The organism is Pseudomonas sp. St386, from assembly GCF_018325865.1.
In the GTDB taxonomy this organism is placed as follows: Bacteria; Pseudomonadota; Gammaproteobacteria; order Pseudomonadales; family Pseudomonadaceae; genus Aquipseudomonas; species Aquipseudomonas brassicacearum.
In genome coordinates this window covers 1,084,089-1,109,829 of the sequence record NZ_AP021900.1, presented here as the reverse complement: position 1 = coordinate 1,109,829, position 25,741 = coordinate 1,084,089, and the positions used below count along the sequence as shown (strand labels likewise).

22 protein-coding genes are annotated in these 25,741 nt (G+C 61.4%); 9 read left to right on the top strand and 13 right to left on the bottom strand.

From position 1 onward, the window contains the following. Nucleotides 1–2 precede the first annotated feature (2 nt). From mreD to mreB, 3 genes are all read right to left on the bottom strand, one after another. Nucleotides 3–491, bottom strand: a complete 489-nt coding sequence (gene mreD, locus KI235_RS04765; RefSeq protein ID WP_003197820.1) for a rod shape-determining protein MreD — start codon at nt 489–491, stop codon at nt 3–5. Beyond that, nucleotides 488–1,639, bottom strand: a complete 1,152-nt coding sequence (gene mreC / locus KI235_RS04760; protein WP_080684703.1) for a rod shape-determining protein MreC — start codon at nt 1,637–1,639, stop codon at nt 488–490. Before mreC ends, mreD begins: the two co-directional genes overlap by 4 nt. A gap of 140 nt (nt 1,640–1,779) precedes the next feature. Beyond that, a complete protein-coding gene (gene mreB, locus KI235_RS04755) occupies nt 1,780–2,817 on the bottom strand; it encodes a rod shape-determining protein MreB (protein ID WP_002555108.1) in 1,038 nt (345 codons plus the stop codon). A gap of 214 nt (nt 2,818–3,031) precedes the next feature. Between mreB and gatC the strand changes: the two genes are divergently transcribed. The 6 genes from gatC to KI235_RS04725 all read left to right on the top strand — a co-directional run bounded on the left by gatC (nt 3,032) and on the right by KI235_RS04725 (nt 8,242). Next, complete coding sequence (gene gatC, locus KI235_RS04750; protein WP_003197816.1) at nt 3,032–3,319, top strand: Asp-tRNA(Asn)/Glu-tRNA(Gln) amidotransferase subunit GatC; 288 nt, start codon at nt 3,032–3,034, stop codon at nt 3,317–3,319. Nucleotides 3,320–3,335: 16 nt separating this feature from the next. Then, nucleotides 3,336–4,787 carry an Asp-tRNA(Asn)/Glu-tRNA(Gln) amidotransferase subunit GatA gene (gene gatA / locus KI235_RS04745; RefSeq protein ID WP_003197814.1) on the top strand — a complete coding sequence of 484 codons (1,452 nt, stop codon included), beginning with the start codon at nt 3,336–3,338 and terminating at the stop codon, nt 4,785–4,787. Between the two features lie 10 nt (nt 4,788–4,797). Next, nucleotides 4,798–6,243, top strand: a complete 1,446-nt coding sequence (gene gatB / locus KI235_RS04740; RefSeq protein ID WP_003197813.1) for an Asp-tRNA(Asn)/Glu-tRNA(Gln) amidotransferase subunit GatB — start codon at nt 4,798–4,800, stop codon at nt 6,241–6,243. 133 nt (nt 6,244–6,376) lie between these two features. Then, entirely contained in the window at nt 6,377–6,754 is a 378-nt protein-coding gene (locus tag KI235_RS04735) for a septal ring lytic transglycosylase RlpA family protein (RefSeq protein ID WP_003197811.1), read from the top strand. 49 nt (nt 6,755–6,803) lie between these two features. Next, nucleotides 6,804–7,865, top strand: a complete 1,062-nt coding sequence (locus KI235_RS04730) for a calcium/sodium antiporter (RefSeq protein ID WP_028237167.1) — start codon at nt 6,804–6,806, stop codon at nt 7,863–7,865. Beyond that, the gene (locus KI235_RS04725) at nt 7,862–8,242 is read left to right on the top strand and encodes a carboxymuconolactone decarboxylase family protein (protein WP_003177973.1); all 381 of its coding nucleotides are present in this window, start codon (nt 7,862–7,864) and stop codon (nt 8,240–8,242) included. Before KI235_RS04730 ends, KI235_RS04725 begins: the two co-directional genes overlap by 4 nt. A 106-nt stretch (nt 8,243–8,348) precedes the next feature. Here the strand turns inward: KI235_RS04725 and KI235_RS04720 are convergent, their stop codons facing one another. The 5 genes from KI235_RS04720 to kdgD all read right to left on the bottom strand — a co-directional run bounded on the left by KI235_RS04720 (nt 8,349) and on the right by kdgD (nt 15,055). Further along, nucleotides 8,349–9,290, bottom strand: coding sequence for an AEC family transporter (locus KI235_RS04720; protein WP_003197808.1), 942 nt, complete (start codon nt 9,288–9,290; stop codon nt 8,349–8,351). Nucleotides 9,291–9,550: 260 nt separating this feature from the next. Continuing rightward, nucleotides 9,551–11,104, bottom strand: a complete 1,554-nt coding sequence (gene garD / locus KI235_RS04715) for a galactarate dehydratase (protein WP_003197806.1) — start codon at nt 11,102–11,104, stop codon at nt 9,551–9,553. Nucleotides 11,105–11,117: 13 nt separating this feature from the next. Beyond that, nucleotides 11,118–12,482, bottom strand: coding sequence for an MFS transporter (locus KI235_RS04710; protein WP_003197804.1), 1,365 nt, complete (start codon nt 12,480–12,482; stop codon nt 11,118–11,120). Between the two features lie 86 nt (nt 12,483–12,568). Continuing rightward, on the bottom strand, nt 12,569–14,014 hold the full coding sequence (locus KI235_RS04705) for an aldehyde dehydrogenase family protein (protein ID WP_003197801.1): 1,446 nt from the start codon (nt 14,012–14,014) through the stop codon (nt 12,569–12,571). Between the two features lie 129 nt (nt 14,015–14,143). Next, nucleotides 14,144–15,055: a 5-dehydro-4-deoxyglucarate dehydratase gene (gene kdgD, locus KI235_RS04700; protein ID WP_003177964.1), complete on the bottom strand. Its 912-nt coding sequence runs from the start codon at nt 15,053–15,055 to the stop codon at nt 14,144–14,146. Nucleotides 15,056–15,427: 372 nt separating this feature from the next. On the opposite strand from kdgD, the gene KI235_RS04695 reads away from it, so the two are divergent. Beyond that, complete coding sequence (locus KI235_RS04695; RefSeq protein ID WP_100264347.1) at nt 15,428–15,784, top strand: hypothetical protein; 357 nt, start codon at nt 15,428–15,430, stop codon at nt 15,782–15,784. A 175-nt stretch (nt 15,785–15,959) separates the two neighbouring features. On the opposite strand, the gene KI235_RS04690 is transcribed toward KI235_RS04695, so the two are convergent. From KI235_RS04690 to KI235_RS04675, 4 genes are all read right to left on the bottom strand, one after another. Then, a complete protein-coding gene (locus KI235_RS04690) occupies nt 15,960–16,706 on the bottom strand; it encodes a FadR/GntR family transcriptional regulator (protein WP_003197797.1) in 747 nt (248 codons plus the stop codon). A 277-nt stretch (nt 16,707–16,983) separates the two neighbouring features. Next, nucleotides 16,984–18,711, bottom strand: a complete 1,728-nt coding sequence (locus KI235_RS04685) for an ABC transporter ATP-binding protein/permease (protein WP_027911945.1) — start codon at nt 18,709–18,711, stop codon at nt 16,984–16,986. A 98-nt stretch (nt 18,712–18,809) separates the two neighbouring features. Further along, the gene (locus KI235_RS04680; RefSeq protein WP_003177957.1) at nt 18,810–19,370 is read right to left on the bottom strand and encodes a response regulator transcription factor; all 561 of its coding nucleotides are present in this window, start codon (nt 19,368–19,370) and stop codon (nt 18,810–18,812) included. Next, a complete protein-coding gene (locus KI235_RS04675) occupies nt 19,367–20,626 on the bottom strand; it encodes an ATP-binding protein (protein ID WP_003197792.1) in 1,260 nt (419 codons plus the stop codon). The genes KI235_RS04680 and KI235_RS04675 overlap by 4 nt, the downstream gene beginning before the upstream one ends. Before the next feature lie 234 nt (nt 20,627–20,860). On the opposite strand from KI235_RS04675, the gene KI235_RS04670 reads away from it, so the two are divergent. Beyond that, complete coding sequence (locus KI235_RS04670; protein ID WP_003197790.1) at nt 20,861–21,577, top strand: SIMPL domain-containing protein; 717 nt, start codon at nt 20,861–20,863, stop codon at nt 21,575–21,577. A 198-nt stretch (nt 21,578–21,775) separates the two neighbouring features. Here the strand turns inward: KI235_RS04670 and KI235_RS04665 are convergent, their stop codons facing one another. Continuing rightward, the gene (locus tag KI235_RS04665) at nt 21,776–22,159 is read right to left on the bottom strand and encodes a DUF6124 family protein (protein ID WP_013692262.1); all 384 of its coding nucleotides are present in this window, start codon (nt 22,157–22,159) and stop codon (nt 21,776–21,778) included. Between the two features lie 1,859 nt (nt 22,160–24,018). On the opposite strand from KI235_RS04665, the gene KI235_RS04660 reads away from it, so the two are divergent. Beyond that, nucleotides 24,019–25,644, top strand: coding sequence for an ABC transporter substrate-binding protein (locus KI235_RS04660; protein WP_003197781.1), 1,626 nt, complete (start codon nt 24,019–24,021; stop codon nt 25,642–25,644). Nucleotides 25,645–25,741: the final 97 nt, after the last annotated feature.

Below are 25,741 nucleotides of genomic sequence, written 5' to 3'. Positions count from 1 at the left end.
AATCAGTTGATTTTGAAACGCAGGCGCAGGCCACGCAAACCGAAGCTGACCCAGGGCCAGAGCAAGGCGCTGACCAGGGCTGGCAACACCAATGCCAGGGTCGGCTGGCGGTTGCCGGTCAGCGCGCTGAGCCACAATTGCACCAGTTGCGCCAGGCCGAAGATCACCAGGATCACCAGGCACTGCTGCCACATGGGGAACATCCGCAGGCGTTGTTGCAACGACAGCACCAGGAAGGTGATCAGCGTCAGGATCAGCGCGTTCTGCCCCAGCAACGTGCCGTAAAGCACGTCCTCGGCCAGGCCCAGGCACCAGGCGGTGACCATGCCGACCTTGTGCGGCAAGGCCAGCGCCCAGAAGGCCAGCAACAGGGCCAGCCACAGTGGGCGCAGGATTTCCATGAACTGCGGCAGCGGCGAAACGCTGAGCAACAGGCCGATGGCGAAGGTCAGCCAGACCATCCAGCCGTTACCGGATTGGGTACTGCTCATTCTTCTCGTGCTCCCCTGGGGGCTGGCGCGGTGGCCGGCGTGGAGGCTGGCGGTTTGGCGGCGGGCCGGGCTGGCTGAGCAGGCTGCGCGGCGGGCGCGTGGGTGGCCGAGCGGGTCGGTTTCACAGCAGGCGCGGCGGGTGGGGTAGCCGGGGTGGCCGCAGGCGTGGTGGCCGGAGCCGCCGTCGCTGGCGCAGGCACTTGTGGTTTCGGCACAGTGGCAGGGACAGGCGCAGGCGCTGCTGTCGCTGGGGCGGCCGACTCGCCGCCCTGGCGGTCCTGGGCTTCCTGGGCCACGGCGGCGTCGTTGGCACGCTCTTCGGGCGTACGGTTGTCGCTGAATACCAGCAGCAGGTAGCGGCTGCGATTCAATGCAGCCGTCGGCACCGCGCGAACGATGGCAAACGGCTGGCCGGAGTCATGGATGACTTCCTTGACCGTTGCCACCGGATAACCGGCCGGGAAGCGCTGGCCAAGACCGGAGCTGACCAGCAGGTCGCCTTCCTTGATATCGGCGGTATCGGCCACATGCCGCAGTTCCAGGCGTTCCGGGTTGCCGGTGCCGCTGGCAATCGCGCGCAAGCCGTTGCGATTGACCTGCACGGGAATGCTGTGGGTGGTATCGGTCAGCAGCAGCACGCGGGAGGTGTAGGGCATCAACTCCACCACCTGGCCCATCAGGCCCCGGGCGTCGAGCACCGGCTGGCCGAGGACGACGCCGTCGCGCTCACCCTTGTTGATGATGATGCGGTGGGTGAAGGGGTTGGGGTCCATGCCGATCAACTCGGCCACTTCGACCTTCTCGTTGACCAGCGCCGAAGAGTTGAGCAACTCGCGCAGCCGCACGTTCTGCTCGGTGAGGGCCGCCAGCTTCTGCATGCGCCCCTGCAACAGCAGGTTTTCGGTCTTGAGTTTTTCGTTTTCGGCGACCAGTTCGGTCCGGCTGCCAAACTGGCTGGCCACACCTTGCCACAAGCGCTGCGGCAGGTCGGTGATCCAGTAGGACTCCATCAACACCAGCGACATCTGGCTGCGCACAGGCTTGAGCAGCGTGAAGCGGGCGTCGACCACCATCAGCGCGACCGACAGCACGGTCAGCACCAGCAGGCGCACACCCAATGAGGGGCCTTTGGCGAAAAGCGGTTTAATAGGCCGCTCCTCCCAGGCAAATGTTTTCTTTATTCATACGGCATCAAACCGGCCTGGATACGAATGACAGAAGATAAACGCCAACGGGCAGCACTGCAAAGTGCTGCCCGGGAGCGAACAACATAGACGATCCAGCCAACTTATTCGCTGGAGAGCAGGTCCATGGTGTGCTTGTCCATCATTTCCAATGCACGGCCACCGCCGCGGGCAACGCAGGTCAACGGGTCTTCGGCAACGATCACCGGCAGCCCGGTTTCCTGGGCCAGCAGCTTGTCGAGGTCACGCAGCAGCGCGCCACCACCGGTCAGCACCAGGCCGCGCTCGGCGATGTCCGACGCCAGTTCCGGCGGCGACTGCTCCAGGGCGCTCTTGACGGCCTGGACGATGGTCGCCAACGACTCTTGCAGCGCTTCGAGCACTTCGTTGGAGTTGAGGGTAAAGGCCCGTGGAACGCCTTCGGCCAGGTTGCGACCGCGTACGTCGACTTCACGCACTTCACCGCCCGGGTAGGCCGTGCCGATTTCCTGCTTGATGCGCTCGGCGGTGGATTCGCCGATCAAGCTGCCGTAGTTGCGACGCACATAAGTGATGATCGCTTCGTCGAAACGGTCGCCGCCCACACGTACGGATTCGGCGTAGACCACACCGTTGAGGGAGATCAGCGCGATTTCAGTGGTACCACCACCGATGTCGACGACCATCGAACCGCGGGCTTCTTCCACCGGCAGGCCGGCACCGATGGCAGCAGCCATTGGCTCTTCGATCAGGAACACTTCACGGGCACCGGCGCCGAGGGCCGATTCACGGATAGCGCGTCGCTCTACCTGGGTGGACTTGCATGGAACGCAGATCAGCACACGAGGGCTGGGCTGCAGGAAGCTGTTTTCGTGAACCTTGTTGATGAAGTACTGCAGCATCTTTTCGCAGACGCTGAAGTCGGCGATCACGCCGTCCTTCATTGGGCGAATGGCCGCGATGTTGCCCGGTGTACGGCCCAGCATGCGCTTGGCTTCCGTACCGACAGCCACGACACTTTTCTGGTTACCGTGGGTGCGGATGGCCACGACCGAGGGTTCATTCAGGACGATACCGCGCTCGCGCACGTAAATAAGGGTGTTGGCAGTGCCCAGGTCAATGGAAAGATCGCTGGAAAACATGCCACGCAGTTTCTTGAACATGGGAAAGGGACCCTAGGCAACGCGTGGGTAAAAAAGTGCGGCAAACTCTAACAACGACAGGGATTTTGGGCAAGGCGCCAATATGTTAAATTGGCCGCTTTTCTGTGCACCAAACCCCGAAATCGCGGCCGTAAGACCGTAGAAATGCGGTAGTGTTCCGACAATCTAACACACGGACAGACTGCGTCCGTTTTGTTTTCCACTGGAGAATCCCATGGCGCTTGAACGCTCCGACGTGGAAAAAATCGCTCATCTGGCCTGTCTGGGCCTCAATGAAGCCGATCTTCCACACATCACTTCTGCCCTGAACAGCATTCTGGGGCTGGTCGACGAGATGCAGGCGGTCAATACCGACGGTATCGAACCACTGGCACACCCACTGGAAGCCAGCCAGCGCCTGCGCGCCGACGTCGTGACCGAGTCCAATCACCGCGAGGCCTACCAGTCCATCGCACCAGCGGTCGAAAACGGCCTGTACCTGGTTCCGAAAGTCATCGACTAAAGGGAAAGAGCCTCTCATGCATCACATGACCCTGGCCGAGATCGCCCGCGGACTCGCCGATAAAAAGTTTTCTTCCGAAGAACTGACCCAGGTCCTGCTGGCGCGCATCGCCCAGCTCGACCCACAGCTCAACAGCTTCATCAGCCTCACCCAGGAGCTGGCCCTGAGCCAGGCCAAGGCCGCCGACGCCCGGCGCGCCAATGGTGAAACCGGCGCCCTGCTCGGTGCGCCGATCGCCCACAAGGACTTGTTCTGCACCCAGGGCATCCGCACCAGCTGCGGCTCGAAGATGCTCGACAACTTCAAGGCGCCGTACGATGCCACCGTGGTCGCCAAGCTGGCCGCCGCCGGCACCGTGACCCTGGGCAAGACCAACATGGACGAATTCGCCATGGGCTCGGCCAACGAGTCGAGCTATTACGGCGCGGTGAAAAACCCGTGGAACCTGGAACACGTACCGGGCGGCTCGTCCGGTGGTTCCGCCGCCGCCGTGGCCGCACGCCTGTTGCCGGCCGCCACCGCCACCGACACCGGCGGTTCGATTCGCCAACCGGCGGCGTTCACCAACCTCACAGGCCTCAAGCCGACCTACGGCCGTGTCTCGCGCTGGGGCATGATCGCCTACGCCTCCAGCCTCGACCAGGGTGGCCCGCTGGCCCGCACCGCCGAAGACTGCGCGATCCTGCTGCAAGGCATGGCCGGCTTCGACCCGAACGACTCCACCAGCATCGATGAGCCAGTGCCGGACTACAGCGCCAGCCTCAACGGCTCGCTGCAGGGCCTGCGCATCGGTGTGCCGAAGGAGTACTTCAGCGCCGGCCTCGACCCACGCATCGCCGAACTGGTCCACAACAGCGTCAAGGAGCTGGAGAAGCTCGGTGCGGTCATCAAGGAAATCAGCCTGCCGAACATGCAGCACGCGATTCCGGCGTACTACGTGATCGCCCCGGCGGAAGCGTCCTCGAACCTGTCGCGTTTCGACGGCGTGCGCTTCGGCTATCGCTGCGAGAACCCGGAAAACCTGATCGACCTGTACAAGCGCTCCCGTGGCGAAGGCTTCGGTGCCGAAGTGCAGCGCCGGATCATGGTCGGCGCCTACGCGCTGTCCGCCGGCTACTACGACGCCTACTACCTCAAGGCGCAGAAAATCCGCCGCCTGGTGAAGAACGACTTCATGGCCGCCTTCAACGAGGTCGACATCATCCTCGGTCCAACCACGCCGAACCCGGCCTGGAAACTCGGTGCCAAGAACAGTGACCCGGTCGCCGAGTACCTGGAAGACGTCTACACCATCACCGCGAACCTCGCCGGCTTGCCGGGCCTGTCCATGCCGGCCGGTTTCGTCGATGGCCTGCCAGTGGGCGTGCAGTTGCTCGCGCCGTATTTCCAGGAAGGCCGCCTGTTGAACGTTGCCCACCAGTATCAGTTGAACACTGACTGGCACACCCGCACCCCAACCGGCTTCTGAGGAGAAACACATGCAATGGGAAGTCGTGATCGGGCTGGAGATTCATACCCAGCTCACCACCCGGTCGAAAATCTTTTCCGGTAGCTCCACCACGTTCGGCTCCGAGCCCAACACCCAGGCCAGCCTGGTCGACCTGGGCATGCCCGGCGTTCTGCCGGTGCTCAACGCCGAAGCGGTGCGCATGGCGGTGATGTTCGGCCTGGCGATTGACGCCGAGATCGGCCAGCACAACGTGTTCGCCCGCAAGAACTACTTCTACCCGGACCTGCCCAAGGGCTACCAGATCAGCCAGATGGAATTGCCGATCGTAGGCAAGGGCCACCTGGACATCGCCCTGGAAGACGGCACGGTCAAACGCGTCGGCATCACCCGGGCGCACCTGGAAGAAGATGCCGGCAAGAGCCTGCACGAAGAATTCAACGGTGCCACCGGCATCGACCTGAACCGCGCCGGCACGCCGCTGCTGGAAATCGTTTCCGAGCCGGACATGCGCAGCGCCAAGGAAGCCGTGGCCTACGTCAAGGCGATCCACGCATTGGTGCGCTACTTGGGCATCTGCGACGGCAACATGGCCGAAGGTTCGCTGCGCTGCGACTGCAACGTATCGATCCGGCCCAAGGGCCAGGTCGAGTTCGGCACCCGCTGCGAGATCAAGAACGTCAACTCGTTCCGCTTCATCGAGAAGGCGATCAACAGCGAGATCCAGCGCCAGATCGAACTGATCGAGGACGGTGGCAAGGTCATCCAGCAGACCCGCCTGTACGACCCGAACAAGGACGAGACCCGTCCGATGCGCAGCAAGGAAGAAGCCAACGACTACCGTTACTTCCCCGACCCGGACCTGCTGCCGGTGGTTATCGAGAACTCGTTCCTCGACGAGGTGCGCGCCACCCTGCCGGAACTGCCGCCGCAAAAACGCGAGCGCTTCCAGGCGCAATTCGGGCTGTCGAGCTATGACGCCAACGTCCTGGCCACCAGTCGCGAACAGGCCGATTACTTCGAGAAAGTCGTGAGCATCGGCGGCGACGCCAAGCTGGCGGCCAACTGGGTGATGGTGGAACTGGGCAGCCTGTTGAACAAACAGGGACTGGAAATCGACCAGTCGCCGGTCTCGGCCGAACAACTGGGCGGGATGCTGGTGCGGATCAAGGACAACACCATTTCCGGCAAGATCGCCAAGATGGTGTTCGAAGCCATGGCCAATGGTGAAGGCAGCGCCGACGAGATCATCGAGAAGCGCGGCTTGAAGCAGGTCACCGATACCGGCGCCATTTCCGCCGTGCTCGATGAAATGCTCGCGGCCAACGCCGAGCAGGTCGAACAGTACCGTGCGGCAGACGAAGCCAAGCGCGGCAAAATGTTCGGCTTCTTCGTCGGCCAGGCCATGAAAGCCTCCAAGGGCAAGGCCAACCCGCAACAGGTCAACGAACTGCTCAAAAGCAAGCTCGAGGGCTGACTTATCGACGGTGATCGTTCCCACGCTCTGCGTGGGAACGCCTCACTGGACGCTCCGCGTCCGCTTTTTGTGACGCAGAGCGTCACGGGCTGCATTCCCACGCAGAGCGTGGGAACGATCATGGGGTCATCGAATGAAGCGTCTCCTCGGCGCCTGCGCCCTGCTGTCCCTGTTGGCCGGTTGCGCCAGCCAGAGCGGGACGGTCGATCCACACGGCTACGACCAGACCGGCGTCGCCTCGTATTACGGTGCCAGGCACCACGGCAAGCGCACCGCCAGCGGCGAGCGTTTCGACCAGCACAGCCTGACCGCCGCCCATCGCCAGTTGCCGTTCGGCACCCGGGTGAAAGTCACCAACCTGAACAACAATGACAGCGTGGTGGTGCGCATCAACGACCGTGGCCCATACTCCCGAGGCCGCTTGATCGACGTGTCCCGCGAAGCCGCCGAGCAACTGGGCATGTTGCGCAGCGGCACCGCACGGGTGCGCGTGCAAGCCCTCGACGATTGATAGACGGAGCCCGGCCATTTCCCTACTCACCGCCCTACCGCTGCTCAGCCTGATCGAATTGTTCGGCGCCCTGCTGTTGCTGATCGGCGGCGCCGAACTGCTGGTGCGCGCCGCCGTGGGCCTGGCGGCACGCTTGCAGGTACGACCACTGATCATCGGCCTGAGCGTCGTCGCGTTCGGCAGCAGCGCCCCACAAATGGCCGTCAGCCTGCAGGCAACCCTGGCGCAAAACGCCGACATCGCCGTGGGCAGCGTGATCGGCAGCAGCATCTTCAACATCCTCGTCACCCTCGGGCTGTCGGCGCTGATCATTCCATTGCGCGTCTCGCGCCAACTGGTGCGCCTGGACATTCCGTTGATGATCGGTGCCAGCCTGCTGGTGTTCGTGCTGGCCTGGAATGAGGAACTGACCCGGCTGGACGGCGTATGGCTGCTGGTGGGCCTGGCGGTGTACCTGGGCCTGTTGTTGCGCCAGTCGCGGCACTCGGGACGGCCGCACACGGTGGATATCGAGGTGACCCGGGGGTCGTGGCCCATGAGCCTGGCGATGATCGTGCTGGGCTTGGCAATGCTGATTTTCGCCGGGCACCTGCTGCTGGGCGCGGCGGTGGAAGTGGCCACGGACCTGGGGCTTTCGGAGCGCATCATCGGCCTGACCATTGTCGCCGTCAGCACCTCGCTGCCGGAGCTCGCCACCTCGTTGATCGCCGCCCTGCGCGGCCAACGGGACATTGCGGTGGGCAACGTCATCGGCAGCAACCTGTTCAACCTGCTCGGGGTATTGGGGATAACCGCCCTCGCCGCCCCCACGCCATTGTCGGTCTCACCGAACGCCCTGGATTTCGACCTGCCGGTGATGCTCGGCGTGGCGGTGCTGTGCCTGCCGGTGTTCTATTCCGGTTATCGTGTCACCCGCGCCGAAGGGCTGCTGTTGCTGGGGTTGTACCTGGCCTATGGGCTGCACGTGATGTCCTTCACCACCGGCATGCCCCTGGCCGGCCAACTGGAACGGCTGATGCTGTTTTATGTGCTGCCGGCCCTGCTCGCGTTTTTACTGTTCACCTCCTTGCGCGCCTGGCGCCGCCAACACCACAAGAGGGATTTGCCATGACCGACACTCCAAAGACCGGCCTGGACATGCGTCGCCAAGTCATGGGCGACGCATTCGTCGACCGCGCCCTGGGCAACGCCACCGAGTTCACCCAGCCATTGCAGGACTTCGTCAACGAACATGCCTGGGGCAGCGTCTGGAGCCGCGAAGGCCTGCCGCTGAAGACCCGCAGCCTGATCACCCTGGCCGCCCTCACCGCCCTCAAGTGCCCGCAGGAACTCAAAGGCCATGTGCGCGGCGCGCTGAATAATGGCTGCACGGTGGAAGAGATTCGCGAGGCATTGCTGCATTGCGCGGTGTACGCGGGCGTGCCGGCGGCGATCGATGCGTTTCGGGCGGCGCAGGAAGTGATCGATAGCTATCAGAAACCTGAGTGACCGTTGGATCGCTATCGCGAGCATGCTCGCTCCCACAGATGATTGCGATACACCTGGGAGCGAGCTTGCTCGCGATTTGGACCTCAAGAACAGCGCAAACCCAAGGCTAGATCCACCCACCCCACTGCAACACAAAGATCCCCAGGTTGGTGGTAATCGCCGCCATCAGCGTGGTGATGACGATAATCGCCGCTGCCAGTTCATGGTTGCCATCGGCCGCCCGGGCCATGACGTAACTGGCGGCGGCGGTGGGGCTGCCGAAGTACAGGAACAGGATCCCCAACTCCGCCCCGCGAAAGCCCCAGAGCCACGCACCGAGAGTGGCCAGCAGCGGCAGCCCGACCATCTTCACCAGGCTCGAACTCAGGGCCATCTTGCCGCTCTTGCGCAAGGCCGCCAGCGACAGCGTGCCGCCGATGCAGATCAACGCCAGGGGCAAGGTCATTTGCGACAGGTACTTGGCCGAGGTCTCGAACCAGTTTGGCAGGCCGATGTGCCAATAGGCGAACGGCGCGGCGACGATCACGCTGATGATCAGCGGGTTGCTGATCACACTCTTGCAGATGCTCCACGGGTCAGACTTGATCACCGGGCTGTAGACCGCCAGCACGATGGTCGACAAGGTGTTGTAGAACAGGATCACCAGCGCCGCGAGAATCGCCCCCAGGGAAATCCCGTAGTCGCCATACATGCTCGCCGCCAGCGCCAGGCCAATGACCCCGTTGTTGCCGCGAAACGCACCTTGGGTATAGATACCGCGATCCTCGCGCGGGCAGCGCCAGATCGCCCAGCCCCAGGCCATGGCGAAACTTGCCAGGGTGGCGACGGAGAAATAGATCAGCAGGTCGGGCTGCAACGCCGCATGCAGGTCGGCATGGAGGATGCCGAGGAACAACAGCGCCGGCATGGTGACGTTGAACACCAGGGACGAGGCAATGTGGATGAAGTTGTCGTTGATCCAGTTGATGCGCTTGAGCAACACCCCCAAAAACAGCATGGCAAACACCGGCGCGGTGATGTTCAGGGTTTCGAGGAAAATTGCCAGCATGCCGGGGACCTTGAGAGGGTGTCGTTAGGTGGCTAATGATAAGCCACTCACGGCATTGGCGTCTGGTGGAGCGCTATCGCGAGCAAGCTCGCTCCCACATGTGTTCTTCAGTGAACACAAAATCCGCACTCTCCGCAAATCCCCTGTGGGAGCGAGCTTGCTCGCGAAGACGGCAGCACATCCAACATCGATGCTAGCTGAACCACCGCTATCGCGAGCAAGCTCGCTCCCACACTGGATCTCCGGCGATCACGAAATCATCAGGTGATCGGTGCAGGGTTGAACAACGTGATGTCGTTGTACAACTTGTGCCGCTCGGCCCAGGTCTGTTTCTTGCCGCTGGCCACGTCCAGGTAGTAGTGGAACAGCTCCCAACCCAGTTCCTCGATGGTCGCGCGTCCGGTGGCGATCCGGCCGGCGTCGATGTCGATCAGGTCCGGCCAGCGTTGGGCCAGTTCGGTGCGGGTCGAGACCTTCACCACCGGGGCCATGGCCAAGCCGTACGGCGTGCCGCGGCCGGTGGTGAACACGTGCAGGTTCATCCCCGCCGCCAGTTGCAACGTGCCGCAGACAAAATCACTGGCCGGCGTGGCGCAGAAGATCAGGCCCTTTTGCTTGAAGCGCTCGCCCGGACCCAGCACGCCATTGATCGCGCTGCTGCCGGATTTGACGATCGAGCCCAGGGATTTTTCGACGATGTTCGACAGCCCGCCCTTCTTGTTGCCCGGCGTGGTATTGGCACTGCGATCGGCTTCGCCCTTGGCCAGGTAACGGTCGTACCAGTCCATTTCACGCACCAGTTCCTGGGCCACTTCCTGGGTTTGTGCCCGGGAGGTCAGCAGGTAAATCGCATCGCGCACTTCAGTGACTTCGGAAAACATCACCGTTGCCCCGGCCCGCAGCAGCAGGTCCGAGGCGTAGCCCAGCGCCGGGTTGGCGGTGATGCCGGAAAACGCATCGCTGCCACCGCATTGCATGCCCAGGATCAGCTCCGAAGCCGGTACGGTTTCGCGGCGGCGCTGGTCGAGTTTCTTCAGGCGGGTCTCGGCCAGTTCCATGATCTGCTCGATCATTTCGGTGAAACCGTGACTGGAATCCTGTAAGCGATACAACCAAGGCTCGCTGAGGTCCACCGAGCTGTCGCCCTCATGCATCACCTGCCCGGCCTGCAATTTCTCGCAGCCCAGGCTGATCACCAGCGCCTCGCCCCCCAGGTTCGGGTTACGTGCCAGGTTGCGCACGGTACGGATCGGGATGTAGGCATCGGTGGCAGTGATCGCCACGCCGCAGCCGTAGCTGTGGGTCAGCGCCACCACGTCATCGACGTTCGGGTACTTGGGCAGCAACTCGTCCTTGATGCGCTTGACTGCATGGTCCAGCACCCCGGTCACGCACTGCACCGTGGTGGTGATGCCCAGGATATTGCGCGTGCCGACGGTACCGTCGGCGTTGCGATAACCCTCGAAGGTGTAGCCCTCCAACGGCGCATCGGCCACCGGCACATCAGTGGACAGCGGCAGGCTGTCCAGCGGTGGCGCGGTCGGCATGCGCAACTGGTCTTCCTTGACCCAGCTGCCACGAGGGATCGGTTGCAGCGCATAGCCGATGACCTGGCCATAGCGAATCACCTCGCCTCCCTCGGGAATGTCCACCAGGGTGACCTTGTGGCTCTGCGGCACAAAGTCCACAGTGACCAGGCCGTCCGGGAACTCGGTCCCGGCCGGTACACCCTGGTCATTGACGACGATCACTACGTTGTCCCGCTCATGCAAGCGGATATAACGCGGCGAATCGGCATGTTCAATCAGTTGCATTGACGCCGCTCCTTCAGGATTTTGCTTCAGACAGGCTGGAGATGTCGGCATCCTTGGCCGTTGGTTCCTTGAGCACGACACGCTTGATCGGCCCCACAATGACCAGGTAGCTGAACACCGCCACCAGCGCGTTGCAACCGACAAACACCAGCGCCCATTTGAACGAACCGGTGGCGCTGATGATGTAGCCGATGACGATTGGCGTGGTGATCGATGCCAGGTTGCCGAAGGTGTTGAACAGGCCACCGCTCAAGCCGGCGATCTGTTTTGGCGACGTATCGGAGACCACGGCCCAGCCCAGTGCGCCGACGCCTTTACCGAAGAAGGCCAGGGCCATGAAGCCCACCACCATCCATTCGATGTCGACGTAGTTGCACGCCACGATGCTGCTGGACACCAGCAGGCCGGCGATGATCGGTGCCTTGCGGGCGAAGGTCAGCGAGTGGCCCTTGCGCAGCAGGTAATCGGAAATCACCCCGCCGAGGACGCCGCCGATGAAACCGCAGATCGCTGGCAAGGACGCGATGAAACCGGCCTTGAGGATGGTCATGCCGCGTTCCTGCACCAGGTATACCGGGAACCAGGTCAGGAAGAAGTAGGTGATGCCGTTGATGCAGTACTGGCCCAGGTACACGCCGAGCATCATGCGGTTGGTCAGCAGTTGGCGGATGTAATCCCACTTCGGACCGTCGGTTTTCTTGTCCTTGCCCTTGTCCTGGTCCATATCGACCATCGCACCATTGGCGGCGATGTGATTGAACTCGGCCTCGTTGATCATTGGGTGCTGACGCGGGCTGTGGATCACTTTCAGCCAGATCAGCGAGAACACGATGCCGATCACGCCCATCACGATGAACACATGCTGCCAGCCGAAGCGATAGACGATCCAACCCATCAGCGGCGCGAACAGCACCGTGGCGAAGTATTGCGCCGAGTTGAAAATCGCCGAGGCGGTGCCGCGTTCTGCGGTCGGGAACCAGGCGGCGACGATACGTGCGTTGCCCGGAAAGGACGGCGCCTCGGCCAGACCGACCATAAAGCGCAGCATGAACAGTGCAACCACGGCCGTGGACATGCCGAATTCACCCACATAGCCTTGCAGCACGGTGAACAGCGACCAGGTGAAGATGCTCAAGGCATAGATTTTTTTCGAGCCGAAACGGTCGAGCAGCCAGCCACCGGGAATCTGCCCGGCCACGTAGGCCCAGCCGAAAGCGGAGAAGATATAACCGAGGGTGACGGCATCGATGCCGAGGTCTTTTTGCAGGCTGGAGCCTGCGATGGCGATGGTGGCACGGTCGGCATAGTTGATCGTCGTCACCAGGAACAGCATGAGCAGGATCAAATAGCGGACGTGAGTCGGCTTGGTCGCTTGCATGTAGAGGTACTCCCACTATTTATTTTTATGCGGGTCAGCAGATTGTACGACCAGAGCTGGAAATCCAGCCCCGGCCGGTGTTGCGTTTACGAACCGATGTAAGAGGTCTTCACCACGGTGTAGAACTCTTGCGCGTAGCGACCTTGCTCACGCGAACCATAGGACGAGCCTTTGCGTCCGCCGAACGGCACGTGGTAATCCACGCCGGCCGTCGGCAGGTTGACCATCACCATGCCCGCCTGGGAATGGCGCTTGAAGTGGTTGGCATACTTCAACGAGGTGGTGGCGATACCGGCGGACAGACCGAACTCGGTGTCGTTGGCCATCGCCAGCGCCGCCTCGTAGTCGGCCACGCGCACGACGTTGGCCACCGGGCCGAAGATCTCTTCGCGGCTGATGCGCATCGAGGCTTCGCTGTCGGCGAACAGGGTCGGCGCCAGGAAGTAACCTTCCGTGTCGCACGTCACCAGGCCGCCACCGCTGACCAACCGAGCACCTTCGCTCTGGCCGATGTCGATGTACTTCAAGTCCTGGCTGAGCTGGGCTTCAGAAACCACCGGGCCGATATCGGTGCCGGCCTTCAACGCATGGCCGACCTTGATCGACTGCATGCGCTCGGCCATGGCCTCGACGAACTTGTCGTGGATGCCGGCGGTGACGATCAGGCGACTCGAAGCCGTGCAGCGCTGGCCGGTGGAGTAGAACGCACTCTGCACCGCCAGTTCGACGGCCTGCTTGAGGTCTGCGTCGTCGAGGATGATCTGCGGGTTCTTGCCGCCCATTTCCAACTGCACCTTGGCCTGGCGCGACACGCAGTTGACGGCGATCTGCCGCCCCACGCCCACCGAACCGGTAAAGCTGATGCCGTCGACTTTCGGGCTGTTGACCAGCACTTCGCCAACCACACGGCCGCTGCCCATCACCAGGTTGAACGCACCGGCCGGGAAACCGGCGCGGGAAATGATCTCGGCCAGGGCCCAGGCGCAGCCCGGCACCAGTTCGGCGGGTTTGATCACCACGCAGTTGCCGTAGGCCAGGGCCGGGGCGATTTTCCACGCGGGAATGGCGATCGGGAAGTTCCACGGGGTGATCAGGCCGACCACACCGAGGGCTTCACGGGTGACTTCAACGTTGACGCCTGGGCGCACCGACGGCACGTAATCACCCGACAGGCGCAGGCATTCACCGGCGAAGAACTTGAAAATGTTACCGGCGCGGGTCACTTCGCCGATGGCTTCGGGCAGGGTCTTGCCCTCTTCCCGGGCCAGCAGTTGGCCGAGTTCTTCACGGCGGGCGAGGATCTCGCTACCGACTTTGTCCAGCGCATCGTGACGGGCCTGGATGCCCGAGGTCGACCAGGCCGGGAACGCGGCGCGCGCGGCTTCGATGGCGGCATTGACTTGCGCTGCGTCAGCCTTGGCGTATTCACCGATGACATCGGACAAGTCAGACGGGTTGATGTTGGTGCAATAGTCAGCACCAGCCACCCACTGACCGTTGATGTAGTTATCGAAACGCTTTGAATCTGCCACGGAGCTACTCCTTCTACAAAAGCTGTCTAGGAACGCAGAGCGTCCCTGGCTGCATTCCCACGCGATGCGTGGGAGCGATCGAGCCTTACGCAAAAAGCCGCTGATTGCTCAGCGGCCTTATCGGGTCTGTTACTGCTTGCCTTGCTTGTCGATCAGCGCGGCCAGTGCTTCGTATTCTTCTGGCAGCAGGTCGGTCAGCGGCGTGCGCACAGGACCTGCGTCATAGCCCACGATCTTCGCGCCGGCCTTGACGATGCTCACTGCGTAACCGGCCTTGCGGTTGCGAATGTCCAGGTATGGCAGGAAGAAGTCGTCGATGATCTTGCCGACGGTTTCGTGATCGTCGCGGGCAATGGCGTGGTAGAAATCCATCGCGGTTTTCGGGATGAAGTTGAACACCGCCGAGGAGTAGACCGGCACGCCAAGGGCCTTGTAGGCCGCAGCGTAGACTTCAGCGGTCGGCAGGCCGCCCAGGTAGCTGAAGCGATCACCGAGGCGGCGACGGATCGACACCATCAGTTCGATATCGCCCAGGCCATCCTTGTAGCCGATCAGGTTAGGGCAGCGCTCGGCCAGTTGTTCCAGCAAAGTGGCGTTCAGGCGGCAGACGTTGCGGTTGTACACCACCACGCCGATCTTCACCGATTTGCACACGGCTTCAACGTGGGCGGCAACACCGTCCTGGCTGGCTTCGGTCAGGTAATGCGGCAGCAGCAACAGGCCCTTGGCACCCAGGCGCTCGGCTTCTTGAGCGTATTCGATGGCCTGGCGAGTGGCACCGCCAACACCGGCAAGGATTGGCACGCTGGTGGCGCAGGTATCGACGGCGGTCTTGATGACTTGGGAATACTCGCTGGCGGCCAGGGAGAAGAATTCACCGGTGCCGCCCGCTGCGAACAATGCAGAGGCGCCATACGGGGCCAGCCACTCGAGGCGCTTGATGTAGCTGTCGCGATTGAAATCGCCTTGAGCAGTGAAATCGGTGACCGGGAACGACAGCAGGCCAGACGAGAGGATGGACTTCAGTTCTTGTGGATTCATTATTCGAACACCCTGGACGCAAATGATGTGTTGTAGGAAACGGTTCAGCTTCACGTGAAGTTGTAGGTCATCGTACAACTTAAAATATGAACGTCAACTGCATTTCGTCTTTTGTCGGGTGCAGGGGTTGAGGCGTTTGTCGCAGAACCTTGTAAATCGGGCCTTTGAGCAGGATGGAAAAGACAGATAAAACTTGCCGACCGAGCACCAGGACCGCTCATCGCCACTGTCAACTCTGTCAGTAGGCGTCGTCACGACAAGGGGGCATAACCCAGGCATGGCCGTGTCATGCCCGGCTGTAGTCCTTTTCTCAATCTTTTAAGTGAGTCGCCCGTACGCAACGATCAGGGCTGCCTCACAGGGAGTGACATCATGGCGAAGAGCTATGCGAAACCGACGCTCAAGGACTTTCCAGCCACTGGGGAAGTCACGATCAGCTTGTCAAAGGTAAAGACGTTGAGCGTGAAGATTCCGGATGCAGCTTTTGAACCGTACTCGAACGCCCGACTGACTCTGGGCGTCGGCTCGACGTCTCCAACTCCGGTAGGTGCGTTTACACCGCTGACCGAGGGTGAGGAAGGTACGCCCTGCAAGGATGTGACAATGACGCTAACCAATGCCGACTTGACAGCTTACATCGACAAATTGGTTGAGCTTCGTTACGAGGTTAGCTACGAGAGCTGGGATCCCGATATATCCGAGCCGCAAATGTTGCGGATCAAGGCGTAGGGCTGCGTGTAGGAGCTGCCGAAGGCTGCGATCTTTGATCTTGATCTTTCACTGGCGACTCAATTGCCAGGGACAAGATCGCAGCCTCGTTGCACTCGACAGCTCCTACGACGCAGCCCGGCGGGAAAAAGGTTCCTCGTCAAAGCATTCTTACCACCCGAGCAGCGAAGCGCCTTCAGCCCTGCGCCTGCGCCTCTTCATGGGCCTGGCGCAGCCGCTCGCGGCTGTTGGTCAGATGCAAACGCATGGCCGCACGGGCCGCCTCGGAGTCCTGGCGGGCGATGGCGTCGTAGATCTCCTCGTGCTCGCGGCTCAGGCGGTTCATGTAGCGCTGCTGGTCATCGTGGGCCAAACGCGCCGAGTTCACCCGGGTACGCGGAATGATGCTGGTACCCAGGTGAGTCATGATGTCGGTGAAGTAGCGGTTGCCGGTGGACAGGGCGATTTCCAGGTGGAAGGCGAAGTCCGAGGCCACCGCATCGCTGGCGTGGGCGGCGCTTTCGTTCAAGGCGTCGAGGGCGGCGCGCATGGCGGCCAGTTGCTCGTCGCTGCGGCGCTGCGCCGCCAGCCCGGCGGATTCCACTTCCAGGCTGATGCGCAACTCCAGGATCGCCAGCACGTCACGCAAGGTGACCACGGTGGCCGGGTCGATGCGAAAACCGCTGGGGCTCGGCGTGTCCAGCACGAAAGTGCCGATGCCATGGCGGGTTTCCACCTGGCCGGCCGCCTGCAAGCGGGAAATCGCCTCGCGCACCACGGTACGGCTGACGCCATGGGCTTCCATGATCGCCGACTCGGTGGGCAATTTATCGCCACGCTTGAGCAGGCCGTCGCGAATCTGCTCGGTCAACACCGTCACCAGCTCCTGCGCCAGGCTGCGGCGCTTGCGGGGAAAGCGTGGTACTTCGATCGGGTTTTCCATGGGGTTGTGTCTCGGTAAACGGCTGAATGGCATCATCATAGCGCAACGTGGTTGTACGATCACCGTGGGTGCAGCGGCGAGTCTGGTGCTGAGACCGATTCGCCTTCATCGCGAACAGGCTCGCTCCCACACTAGAGCGGTTGCGTGCATTTGCATCCGGCTCACCACAAAACCCCTGTGGGAGCGAGCTTGCACGCGATGGCGGTGGGTCAGCCACATCAATATCAACTGATACACCGCTATCGCGAGCAAGCTCGCTCCCACAGGTTTTGGGTGTTTATGCTGTCACGGTGCGCTCCACCAGTTGGCCATTTTCGATACGCACATGTCGCGGATGGAAACGTTTCAAACTGCTTCGGTGGCCGACGCTGACGATGCTCAGGCCCGGTAACTCGTCGATCAGCGCCTGGTACAGCGTCGCCTCGTCTTCTTCATCCATCGCCGACGTGGCTTCGTCCATGTACAACCATTGCGGTGCATAAAGCAATGCGCGGGCAAAGGCCAGGCGTTGTTGCTCGCCGGGCGAGAGCATGCGCTGCCAGTGGTTGCTTTCATCCAGCCGCGGGATCAGGTGCGGCAGGCGGCAGGTTTCCAGCACCTGGGCATAACGTTCGTTGGGATAGATATCGCCGGCCTGTGGATAACTCAATACCTCACGCAGGCTGCCAATCGGTAGATAAGGCTTCTGCGGCAGGAACAGGTAACGCGCGGCCGGAAGCCGGATCGTCCCGTGCCCTGCCGGCCACAAATGCCCCATCGCCCGCAGCAGGGTCGATTTGCCGCTGCCTGAACGGCCACTGAGCATCACCCGTTCGCCCGGCTCCACGGTCATGTCGGCGTTATCGAGCAGATGGCGACCGTCGGCCAGGTCCAGCCCCAAGTGATGAACCTTCAACCCATCGCCCTGGTTTTGCACATCGATGGCCGGCACACGGTCTTCGTTGTCGCTCATGGCCTGGCGGAAACTCAGCAGACGATCGCAGGTGGCGCGCCACGCGGCGAGGTCGGCATAAGCACTGATGAACCAGCTGAAATTCTCCTGCACATTGCCGAACGCCGAGTTGATCTGCATGAGCTCGCCCAGCTGGATCTTGCCGGCGAAGTAGCGCGGTGCAGCGACGATGAACGGGAAGATGATCGCGATCTGGCCGTAGCCGGAGGTGAAGAACGTCAGGCGCTTGGACACTCGCATGATGTCCCAGAAATTATGCCAGACCAGGCCGAAACGGCCGCTCAGGCGACGGTTCTCGTTCGGTTCACCGTTGTACAGCGCAATGCTCTCGGCGTTTTCACGCACCCGTACCATGGAAAAACGCAGGTCGGCTTCGAAGCGTTGCTGGTTGTTGTTCAGACCGATCAGGCGTCGGCCGATCAAGTGCGTCAGCCAACTGCCCACCGCCGCATACACCAGCGCGCACCAGAACATGTAGCCCGGGATGGTGTAGCCGAACACTTCGATGCTGCCTGACACGCCCCACAAAATGATCGAGAACGACACCAGGCTGACCACAGTGCGCAGCAATCCCAAGCCCAGGCTCAGGGTGTTGGTAGTGAAACTGTTGAGGTCTTCGGAAATCCGCTGGTCCGGGTTATCGGTATAACCGCCCTGCTCCAGCCGGTAGTAATTCTTGTCACCGAGCCAGCGGGCGAAATGCTGCTCGGTGAGCCAGGCCCGCCAGCGGATGGTGAGCATCTGCGTGAGGTACAAGCGGTATACCGCGCCCAGGATCGCCACCGCCGCGATGCCGCAGAAATACAGGATCAACTGCCAGAACGCCGCGCTGTCCTTCTCTTGCAGGGCGTTGTAGAAATCCTTGTACCAACTGTTGATCCACACCGAGATCGCCACGCTGAACAGCGAGAGTGCGATGACGGCGATCAACAGCGTCCAGGCCTTGCCCTTCTCCTCACTGCGCCAGTACGGCGTGGTCATTTGCCAGACACGGCGGAAAAACTGCCCGCGCACCGCGTCATTGACCGCGGAATATTCAGCGTTCTGATTCATGGTTAAGGCTCTATAAAAAAAAGAACAGACTCGGGCCGATCATATAGAGCAACGACCCGATGTGTCGCGGGGGTGGACAACACCTGTTCAGCGCAGGTTCAGCGACGCACGGGACGCTTTTGCAATTTGCGCTGCAAAGTCCGCCGGTGCATGCCCAAGGCGCGGGCCGTGGCGGAGATATTGCCTTCGTGCTCGGTCAGCACCCGCTGGATGTGCTCCCATTGCAGGCGATCCACCGACATGGGGTTTTCCGGCACCAGGGTGTCGAGGTCGGCGTGCTCGGACAACAGCGCCGCCAGTACATCATCGGCGTCCGCCGGTTTGCACAGGTAATTGCAGGCACCGCGCTTGATGGCCTCGACTGCGGTGGCGATGCTCGAATAACCGGTGAGGATCACCACGCGCATCTCCGGGTCCAGCTCCAGCAGCTTGGGCAACAGCACCAGGCCCGAGTCACCGTCCATTTTCAGGTCCAGGGCGGCGTAGTCCGGCAGGTCGGCCTGGGCGATGGTCAGGCCTTCTTCGGCAGAACCTGCGGTGCTGACGCGAAAACCGCGACGGGACATCGCCCGGGCCATGACGCGGGTAAACGTGGCGTCGTCATCTACCAGCAACAGGTGCGGCAGCTCTTCGCCGTCGACTTGGATCTCGTCACTCATGTTTCGTCTCCTCGGTCGGCATGGGGCAGGCGCAGCTCGGTGAGCGTGCCGCCTTCCTCATGGGGGTAGAGTTTCACCGAGCCGCCGGCGCGTGTCACGCTGGCTTTGCTCAAAAACAGGCCCAGGCCGAAACCTTTGCCCTTGGTGGTATAGAACGGCTTGCCGATCTGCTCGGCAATCGCCAGCGGCACACCGGCGCCGTGGTCGCGAATACTGATGGTCAGCTCATAGGCATTCCAGTCCAACGCCACTTCCAGCCCTTCGGGGCAAGCGTCGGCGGCGTTGTTCAGAAGGTTCAGCAGCGCCTGGGTCAGGTCCGGTGGCGGTGCCATGCGTGGCACCGGGCCCTGGCCCAGGCGCTGGAAGCGATAACTGGCTTCCGGGCGCATCAGGTGCCAGCGGTTCAACGCCTCATCGAGCCAGTCGGTGACATCTTGCATGTCGATGGCCAGCCGACGATTGGCCTCGGCGGCGCGCACCAGGTACTGCAGGGTCTCCTTGCACAGCTTGACCTGGTCCTGCAGCACGCTGAGGTCCTCCTGCAACGCCGGGTCGTGGTGATCCTGGCGCATCTCCTTGAGCAGCACACTCATGGTCGCCAGCGGCGTGCCCAACTCATGGGCGGCGCCAGCGGCCTGGGTCGCCACGGCCAGCAATTGCTCGTCGCGCAGGCCCTCTTCACGGCGGATGGCCCGCAATTCTTCCTGGCGACGCAGCTCCTCGGCCATGCGCGCGGCAAAAAACGTGATGACCGCCGCGGCCAGGGCGAAACTCAGCCACATGCCGTAGATCTGCAGGTTTTCCCGGGCGATGGGGAAGGTTTCCAGCGGGTAGAACCGCGCCAGCAGCAAGGTGTACAGCGCCAGGGCGATACCAGACAGGATCAACGAAAAGCGCCACGGCAACGTCACCGCGGCGATGGTCAGCGGCACCAGGTAATAAGAGACGAAAGGGTTGGTGGAACCGCCGGAGAAATACAGCAGCGCGCTGTGGATAAACAGGTCGCCGGCCAGCTGTACGGCGTATTCCAGCTCAGTTACCGGCCACGAGGTGCGCAGGCGAATCGCCGTCAGCGCGCAGAGCACGCTGGAACAGACCAGGGTGATCGCCAATTGCAGCCAGGGCAGCGGCAGCAGGTTGAACCAATAGGCGAGCCCCACCGAGCCGGCCTGGGCCGCCAGGACCAGGATGCGGATGAATGTCAGGCGCCAGAGGTTCTGGCGAGAGGCGGATGTCATTTGCAAAGGGGCGAGCATGAGCTCTCCTGATGAGCGCTCCAGGCGAATCGCACGGAGTATAACCAAGGCGCGGCTTGCAGCGGCAGATATGCGGCAAAGCGCCACAGCCTCGAAATGACACACCCCCTGTCAATTGGACTCATGCACATCTGTATAGAAGTTGTAACTGTGCGAACCCACCCATAAAAGCTAGAGTCTTAACGTTCACGCAGGCCCGGACCTCACCCCTGCGCACCATCCCAAGGAGCTTTCATGCACACGTTCCGTCGCCCCGCCGCCCTGCTCGCCCTCAGCCTCGGCACCGCCGCCAGCCTGCCGGCCCTGGCCGCCGATGAGCTGCACTACAACCAGATTTCCCTGCGCGCCGAAGCCAGCCAGGAAGTGGCCCGCGACCTGATGATCGTCACCCTCTACACCGAGGAGCAGAACACCGACCCGGCCAAACTCGCCGCCGCCGTCAGCACCACGCTGAACAAAGCCATCGGCCAGGCCAAAGAGGTCAAGGACATCAATCTGCGCCAGGGCAGCCGCAACAGCTACCCGATCTACGACAACAAAGGCGGGAAAATCACCGGCTGGCGTGAGCGCGCGGAACTGCGCCTGGAAAGCGCCGACTTCGCCGCCCTGTCCAAACTCACCGGCGAACTGCTGGGTGACATGAAAATGGCTGGCATGGACTTCGCCATCGCCACCGCCACCCGCAAAACCAGCGAAGACGCCCTGCTCAAGGACGCCGTCAACGCCTTCAAGGCCCGCGCCCAACTGGCCACCGACGCCCTGGGCGGCAAGGGTTACAAAATCGTCAACCTGAACTTCAATACCAACGGTTATCCACAACCGTACATGCGCCCGCAGATGATGATGAAAGCCGCGTCCATGGATGCTGAGTCGGTGACGCCGGAAGTTGAAGCGGGCACCAGCCAGGTGACGATGACGGCGGATGGGGTGGTTGAGGTGTTGATGCAGTGATGATCGGCGGTGGTTCAGCCAGTCTCACTGACTGAACCACCGAAGCCGAGTGAGAATACTCCGTGGCGAGGGAGCTTGCTCCCGCTGGGCTGCGCAGCAGCCCCAAACCAGACGCCTCGGTGTATCAGATGGATCCAGTCGCTGCTGTTGGGGCCGCTTCGCGCCCCAGCGGGAGCAAGCTCCCTCGCCACAAGGTGGTTAAGGTGCCGGGCTGGCCGGCGCCTCAAGCTGATCCAACGCCTTGTCCACCAGCAACTGGCACAACTCCACCAACTGATGAATCCCCAACGCCACGCTGCGCCGCGTGCCCTCTACTTCAAAGGCCAGGTCCTCGGCCATGGCTTTTATCGAGGCCAAGGTTTCGGAGGTGCTGGTCAGTAGCGTGTCGGCATCGGCTTTGGCGGTGACGGAAAACAGGCTGTCGATGCGCGGGTCGGTGCTTGGCTCTGGAGGCTTTGGGTTGAGGTAATGATTGAGGGCGCGCTCGGCGGCGGCGCGGTCTTTGAGTAGGTCTTCGATGGCGTCGAAATCCGCCAATGGATTTGTTCTGTTGAAGTTCGGTTCAGTCTTTCCTTCGTTCATGTGCATGCTCCTGATGAAATTGGAGCCATCACTTGCCGTTATGGTCGTGAGGCTTACGACCTATTAATTTCGGGTTCCCACTCCCGGTCGCTGTTTTGCAGCGACAGGAAAAAGGTTAGAGAGCCCACTTCCGAGGGACAACCCTAAAAAGCTGTGGGATGTTTCCTTTCGGGGCCGGTGATCCTTCCGACACAAATGAATGACTCGTGCCGCTTCGCTTCCTGACGCCGCAAACCCCGTGGCGAGGGAGCTTGCTCCCGCTGGGCTGCGAAGCGGCCCTTTTCAGAGTTGTGTGTATATCCGTTTTTTTGGTGACGGCTACTTAGGGTTCCGCCCTGACGGCGGGTCACTTTCGAAAAGCGCGAAAGTAACCAAAGCGCTTTTGCCCCACCACTCGGTGCCTCGCTTAGGCTCGGCATGCCTGAACGAAGGCATTGCTCCGTGGGCCGCCGCGAAGGGCCATCCATGGCCCAGCGCGGCTAACCCGGCATCCATGCCGGGTTGCCCACTGCGCAATACCTTCGTTCAGCCAGCGTGGTTAACGGGGCGCCCGAGATCAACGTCCACCGCGAGGCGGCCTGGTAGCCGACCTGGCTCTTGGTGGGACCGCGTTTCTCCTGTGGGAGCAAAGCTTGCTCGCGATGGCGGTGGTTCAGTCACATGGATGTTGAGCTTACTGGCCTCATCGCGAGCAAGCTCGCCCCCACAATTTGGATTGGGGACAGCCGAAGAAACAGGTCGGCTGTAAGGCCGCCTCGCGAGCAAGCTTTGCTCCCACAGGTCCTGCTCAAACAGATCTGATGGGTGTACGACCAGGAGAACCAGGTCGGCTACCAGGCCGCCTCGGGGCGGACGTTGATCTCAGCGCCCCGTTAACCACGCTGGCCGAACGCAGGCATTGTGGAGTGGGTATCCCGGCATGGATGCCGGGATAGCCGCGCTGGGCCATGGATGGCCCTTCGCGGCGGCCCACGGAGCAATGCCGGAGTGAGGGCACACCGAGCCTAGGCGAGGTGCCGAGTGGTGGGGCAAGAGCGTTTTGCTTACTTTTGACTGGGCCGGCTTCCGGGCTTCTCAAAAGTGAGCCGCCGTCAGGGCGGAACCCTAAGCAGCCGTTACCGCAGCAATGGATATGTACTCGATCAACAAGGCCAGCTATCAGGTCGCCTTCGCGAGCAAGGCCGCTCCCACACTTGGATCGGGTACGACCGGGAGAGCCAGGTCGACTGTCAGGCCGCCTCGCGAGCAAGCTTTGCTCCCACAGGCCTGACGGGTGTATGACCAGACAGCCTCGCCCCCAAAACAACAAGGCGCCACCCAGTGAAACCGCAGGTTGCGCCGGGTACCACCCTCAACTCATGAGCAATGACGGTGCAACGTCCCCCTAACGCACGAATGCAGCACAAATGCTCCAGCAGAATCGGATCAAGACCATCGTCAGCATGAATGAAGCAAGCACATCAAGCGCGCAAAAAATGGCGAACATGCTGCAATGATTTACATCTGCCCCCCGATAACCGACAACCGACTGGAGCGATAAACAGGGATTTCAAACTCAGCCCATAGCCCCCATACCCATCTACGGCGCGGGTTTGAAGTGGTAACACCTGCCCATTCCCGGTGCACTACAGCCGAAAAACGCCCCCGAAAAGAGCGTGATTTACCCCGAAAAAACACGCGCAAACGATCAAATGCGTCGGAAGTTACACAGATGCGACATTAAGGTACGTTCGTGCCACTGTTTCGGACTTGTGACCGCTCTGGATCTTGCATTGGGTATGGGGCCTGCATAAGTATCCGCAGGACGACTCACGAGGTCGCCCTCAAATCCAAAAATGACAACAAATCATGAGGCCAACATGCTTAAACAAGCGGTCATTCCGTTTTTAGTCGGCGCAAGCTTATTAGCCAGCGCACCTTTCGCCCAAGCCGCGACTAACCTGGTGTTCTGCTCCGAAGGGAGCCCGGCCGGTTTTGACCCTGGTCAGTACACCACCGGAACCGACTTCGACGCCTCTGCAGAGACCATGTTCAACCGCCTGACCCAGTTCGAACGTGGCGGCACCGCCGTGATTCCTGGCCTGGCGACCAAATGGGATATTTCCGAAGACGGCCTGACCTACACCTTCCACCTGCGTGAAGGCGTCAAGTTCCATACCACCCCGTACTTCAAGCCGACCCGCGAATTCAACGCCGACGACGTGCTGTTCACCTTCAATCGCATGATCAGCAAGGATGACCCGTTCCGTAAGGCCTACCCGACCGAGTTCCCATACTTCACCGACATGGGGATGGACACCAACATCACCAAGATCGATAAAGTCGACGACCACACCGTCAAGTTCACCCTCAAGGATGTCGACGCCGCGTTCATCCAGAACATGGCCATGAGCTTCGCCTCGATCCAGTCCGCCGAATACGCCGCCCAGTTGCTCAAGGAAGGCAAGGCCTCCGACATCAACCAGAAGCCAGTCGGCACCGGCCCGTTCGTGTTCAAGAGCTACCAGAAAGACTCCAACATCCGCTACACCGGGAACAAGGACTACTGGAAGCCTGACGACGTGAAGATCGACAACCTGATCTTCGCCATCACCACCGACCCGTCGGTGCGCATGCAGAAACTCAAGAAAAACGAATGCCAGATCACTCTCTTCCCACGCCCGGCCGACCTCAAGGCCCTGAAGGAAGATAAAGCGCTGAAGATGCCTGACCAGGCGGGTTTCAACCTGGGCTACATCGCCTATAACGTGATGGACAAGATCAAGGGCAGCAACGAGCCGAACGTGCTGGCCAACCTGAAAGTTCGCCAGGCGCTGGACATGGCGGTCAACAAGCCGCAGATCATCGATTCGGTCTACCAGGGCGCCGGCCAGTTGGCTGTCAACGCCATGCCGCCGACCCAATGGTCCTACGACACCACCATCAAGGACGCCAAGTACGACCCTGAGAAAGCCAAGGAGCTGCTCAAGGAAGCCGGCGTCAAGGAAGGCACCAACATCACCCTGTGGGCGATGCCGGTCCAGCGTCCGTACAACCCGAACGCCAAGCTGATGGCCGAGATGCTGCAGTCCGACTGGAAGAAAATCGGCCTGAACGTCAACATCGTCAGCTACGAATGGGGCGAGTACATCAAGCGTTCCAAAGGCGGCGAGAACCAGGCGATGATCATCGGCTGGAGCGGTGACAACGGTGACCCGGACAACTGGCTCAACGTGCTGTTCGGTTGCGACTCGCTCAGTGGCAACAACTTCTCCAAATGGTGCGACAAGAAATTCGACGATCTGGTCAAGCAAGCCAAGCGCACCTCCGACCAGTCCAAACGCACCGAACTGTACAAACAGGCACAACACGTCCTCAAGGATGCCGTGCCAATGACACCTATCGCTCACTCGACGGTGTATCAACCCATGCGCGCCAACGTGCAGGATTTCAAGATCAGCCCATTTGGCTTGAACTCCTTCTACGGCGTCAGCGTCAGCAAATAAAGATAGGCAACGGCGACGTCTTCAACGTCGCCGTTGCTGTATCTGCCGAGACCAAGACTCAGGAAATCGCCTGCATCCAAAAGCACTGCGTACCACA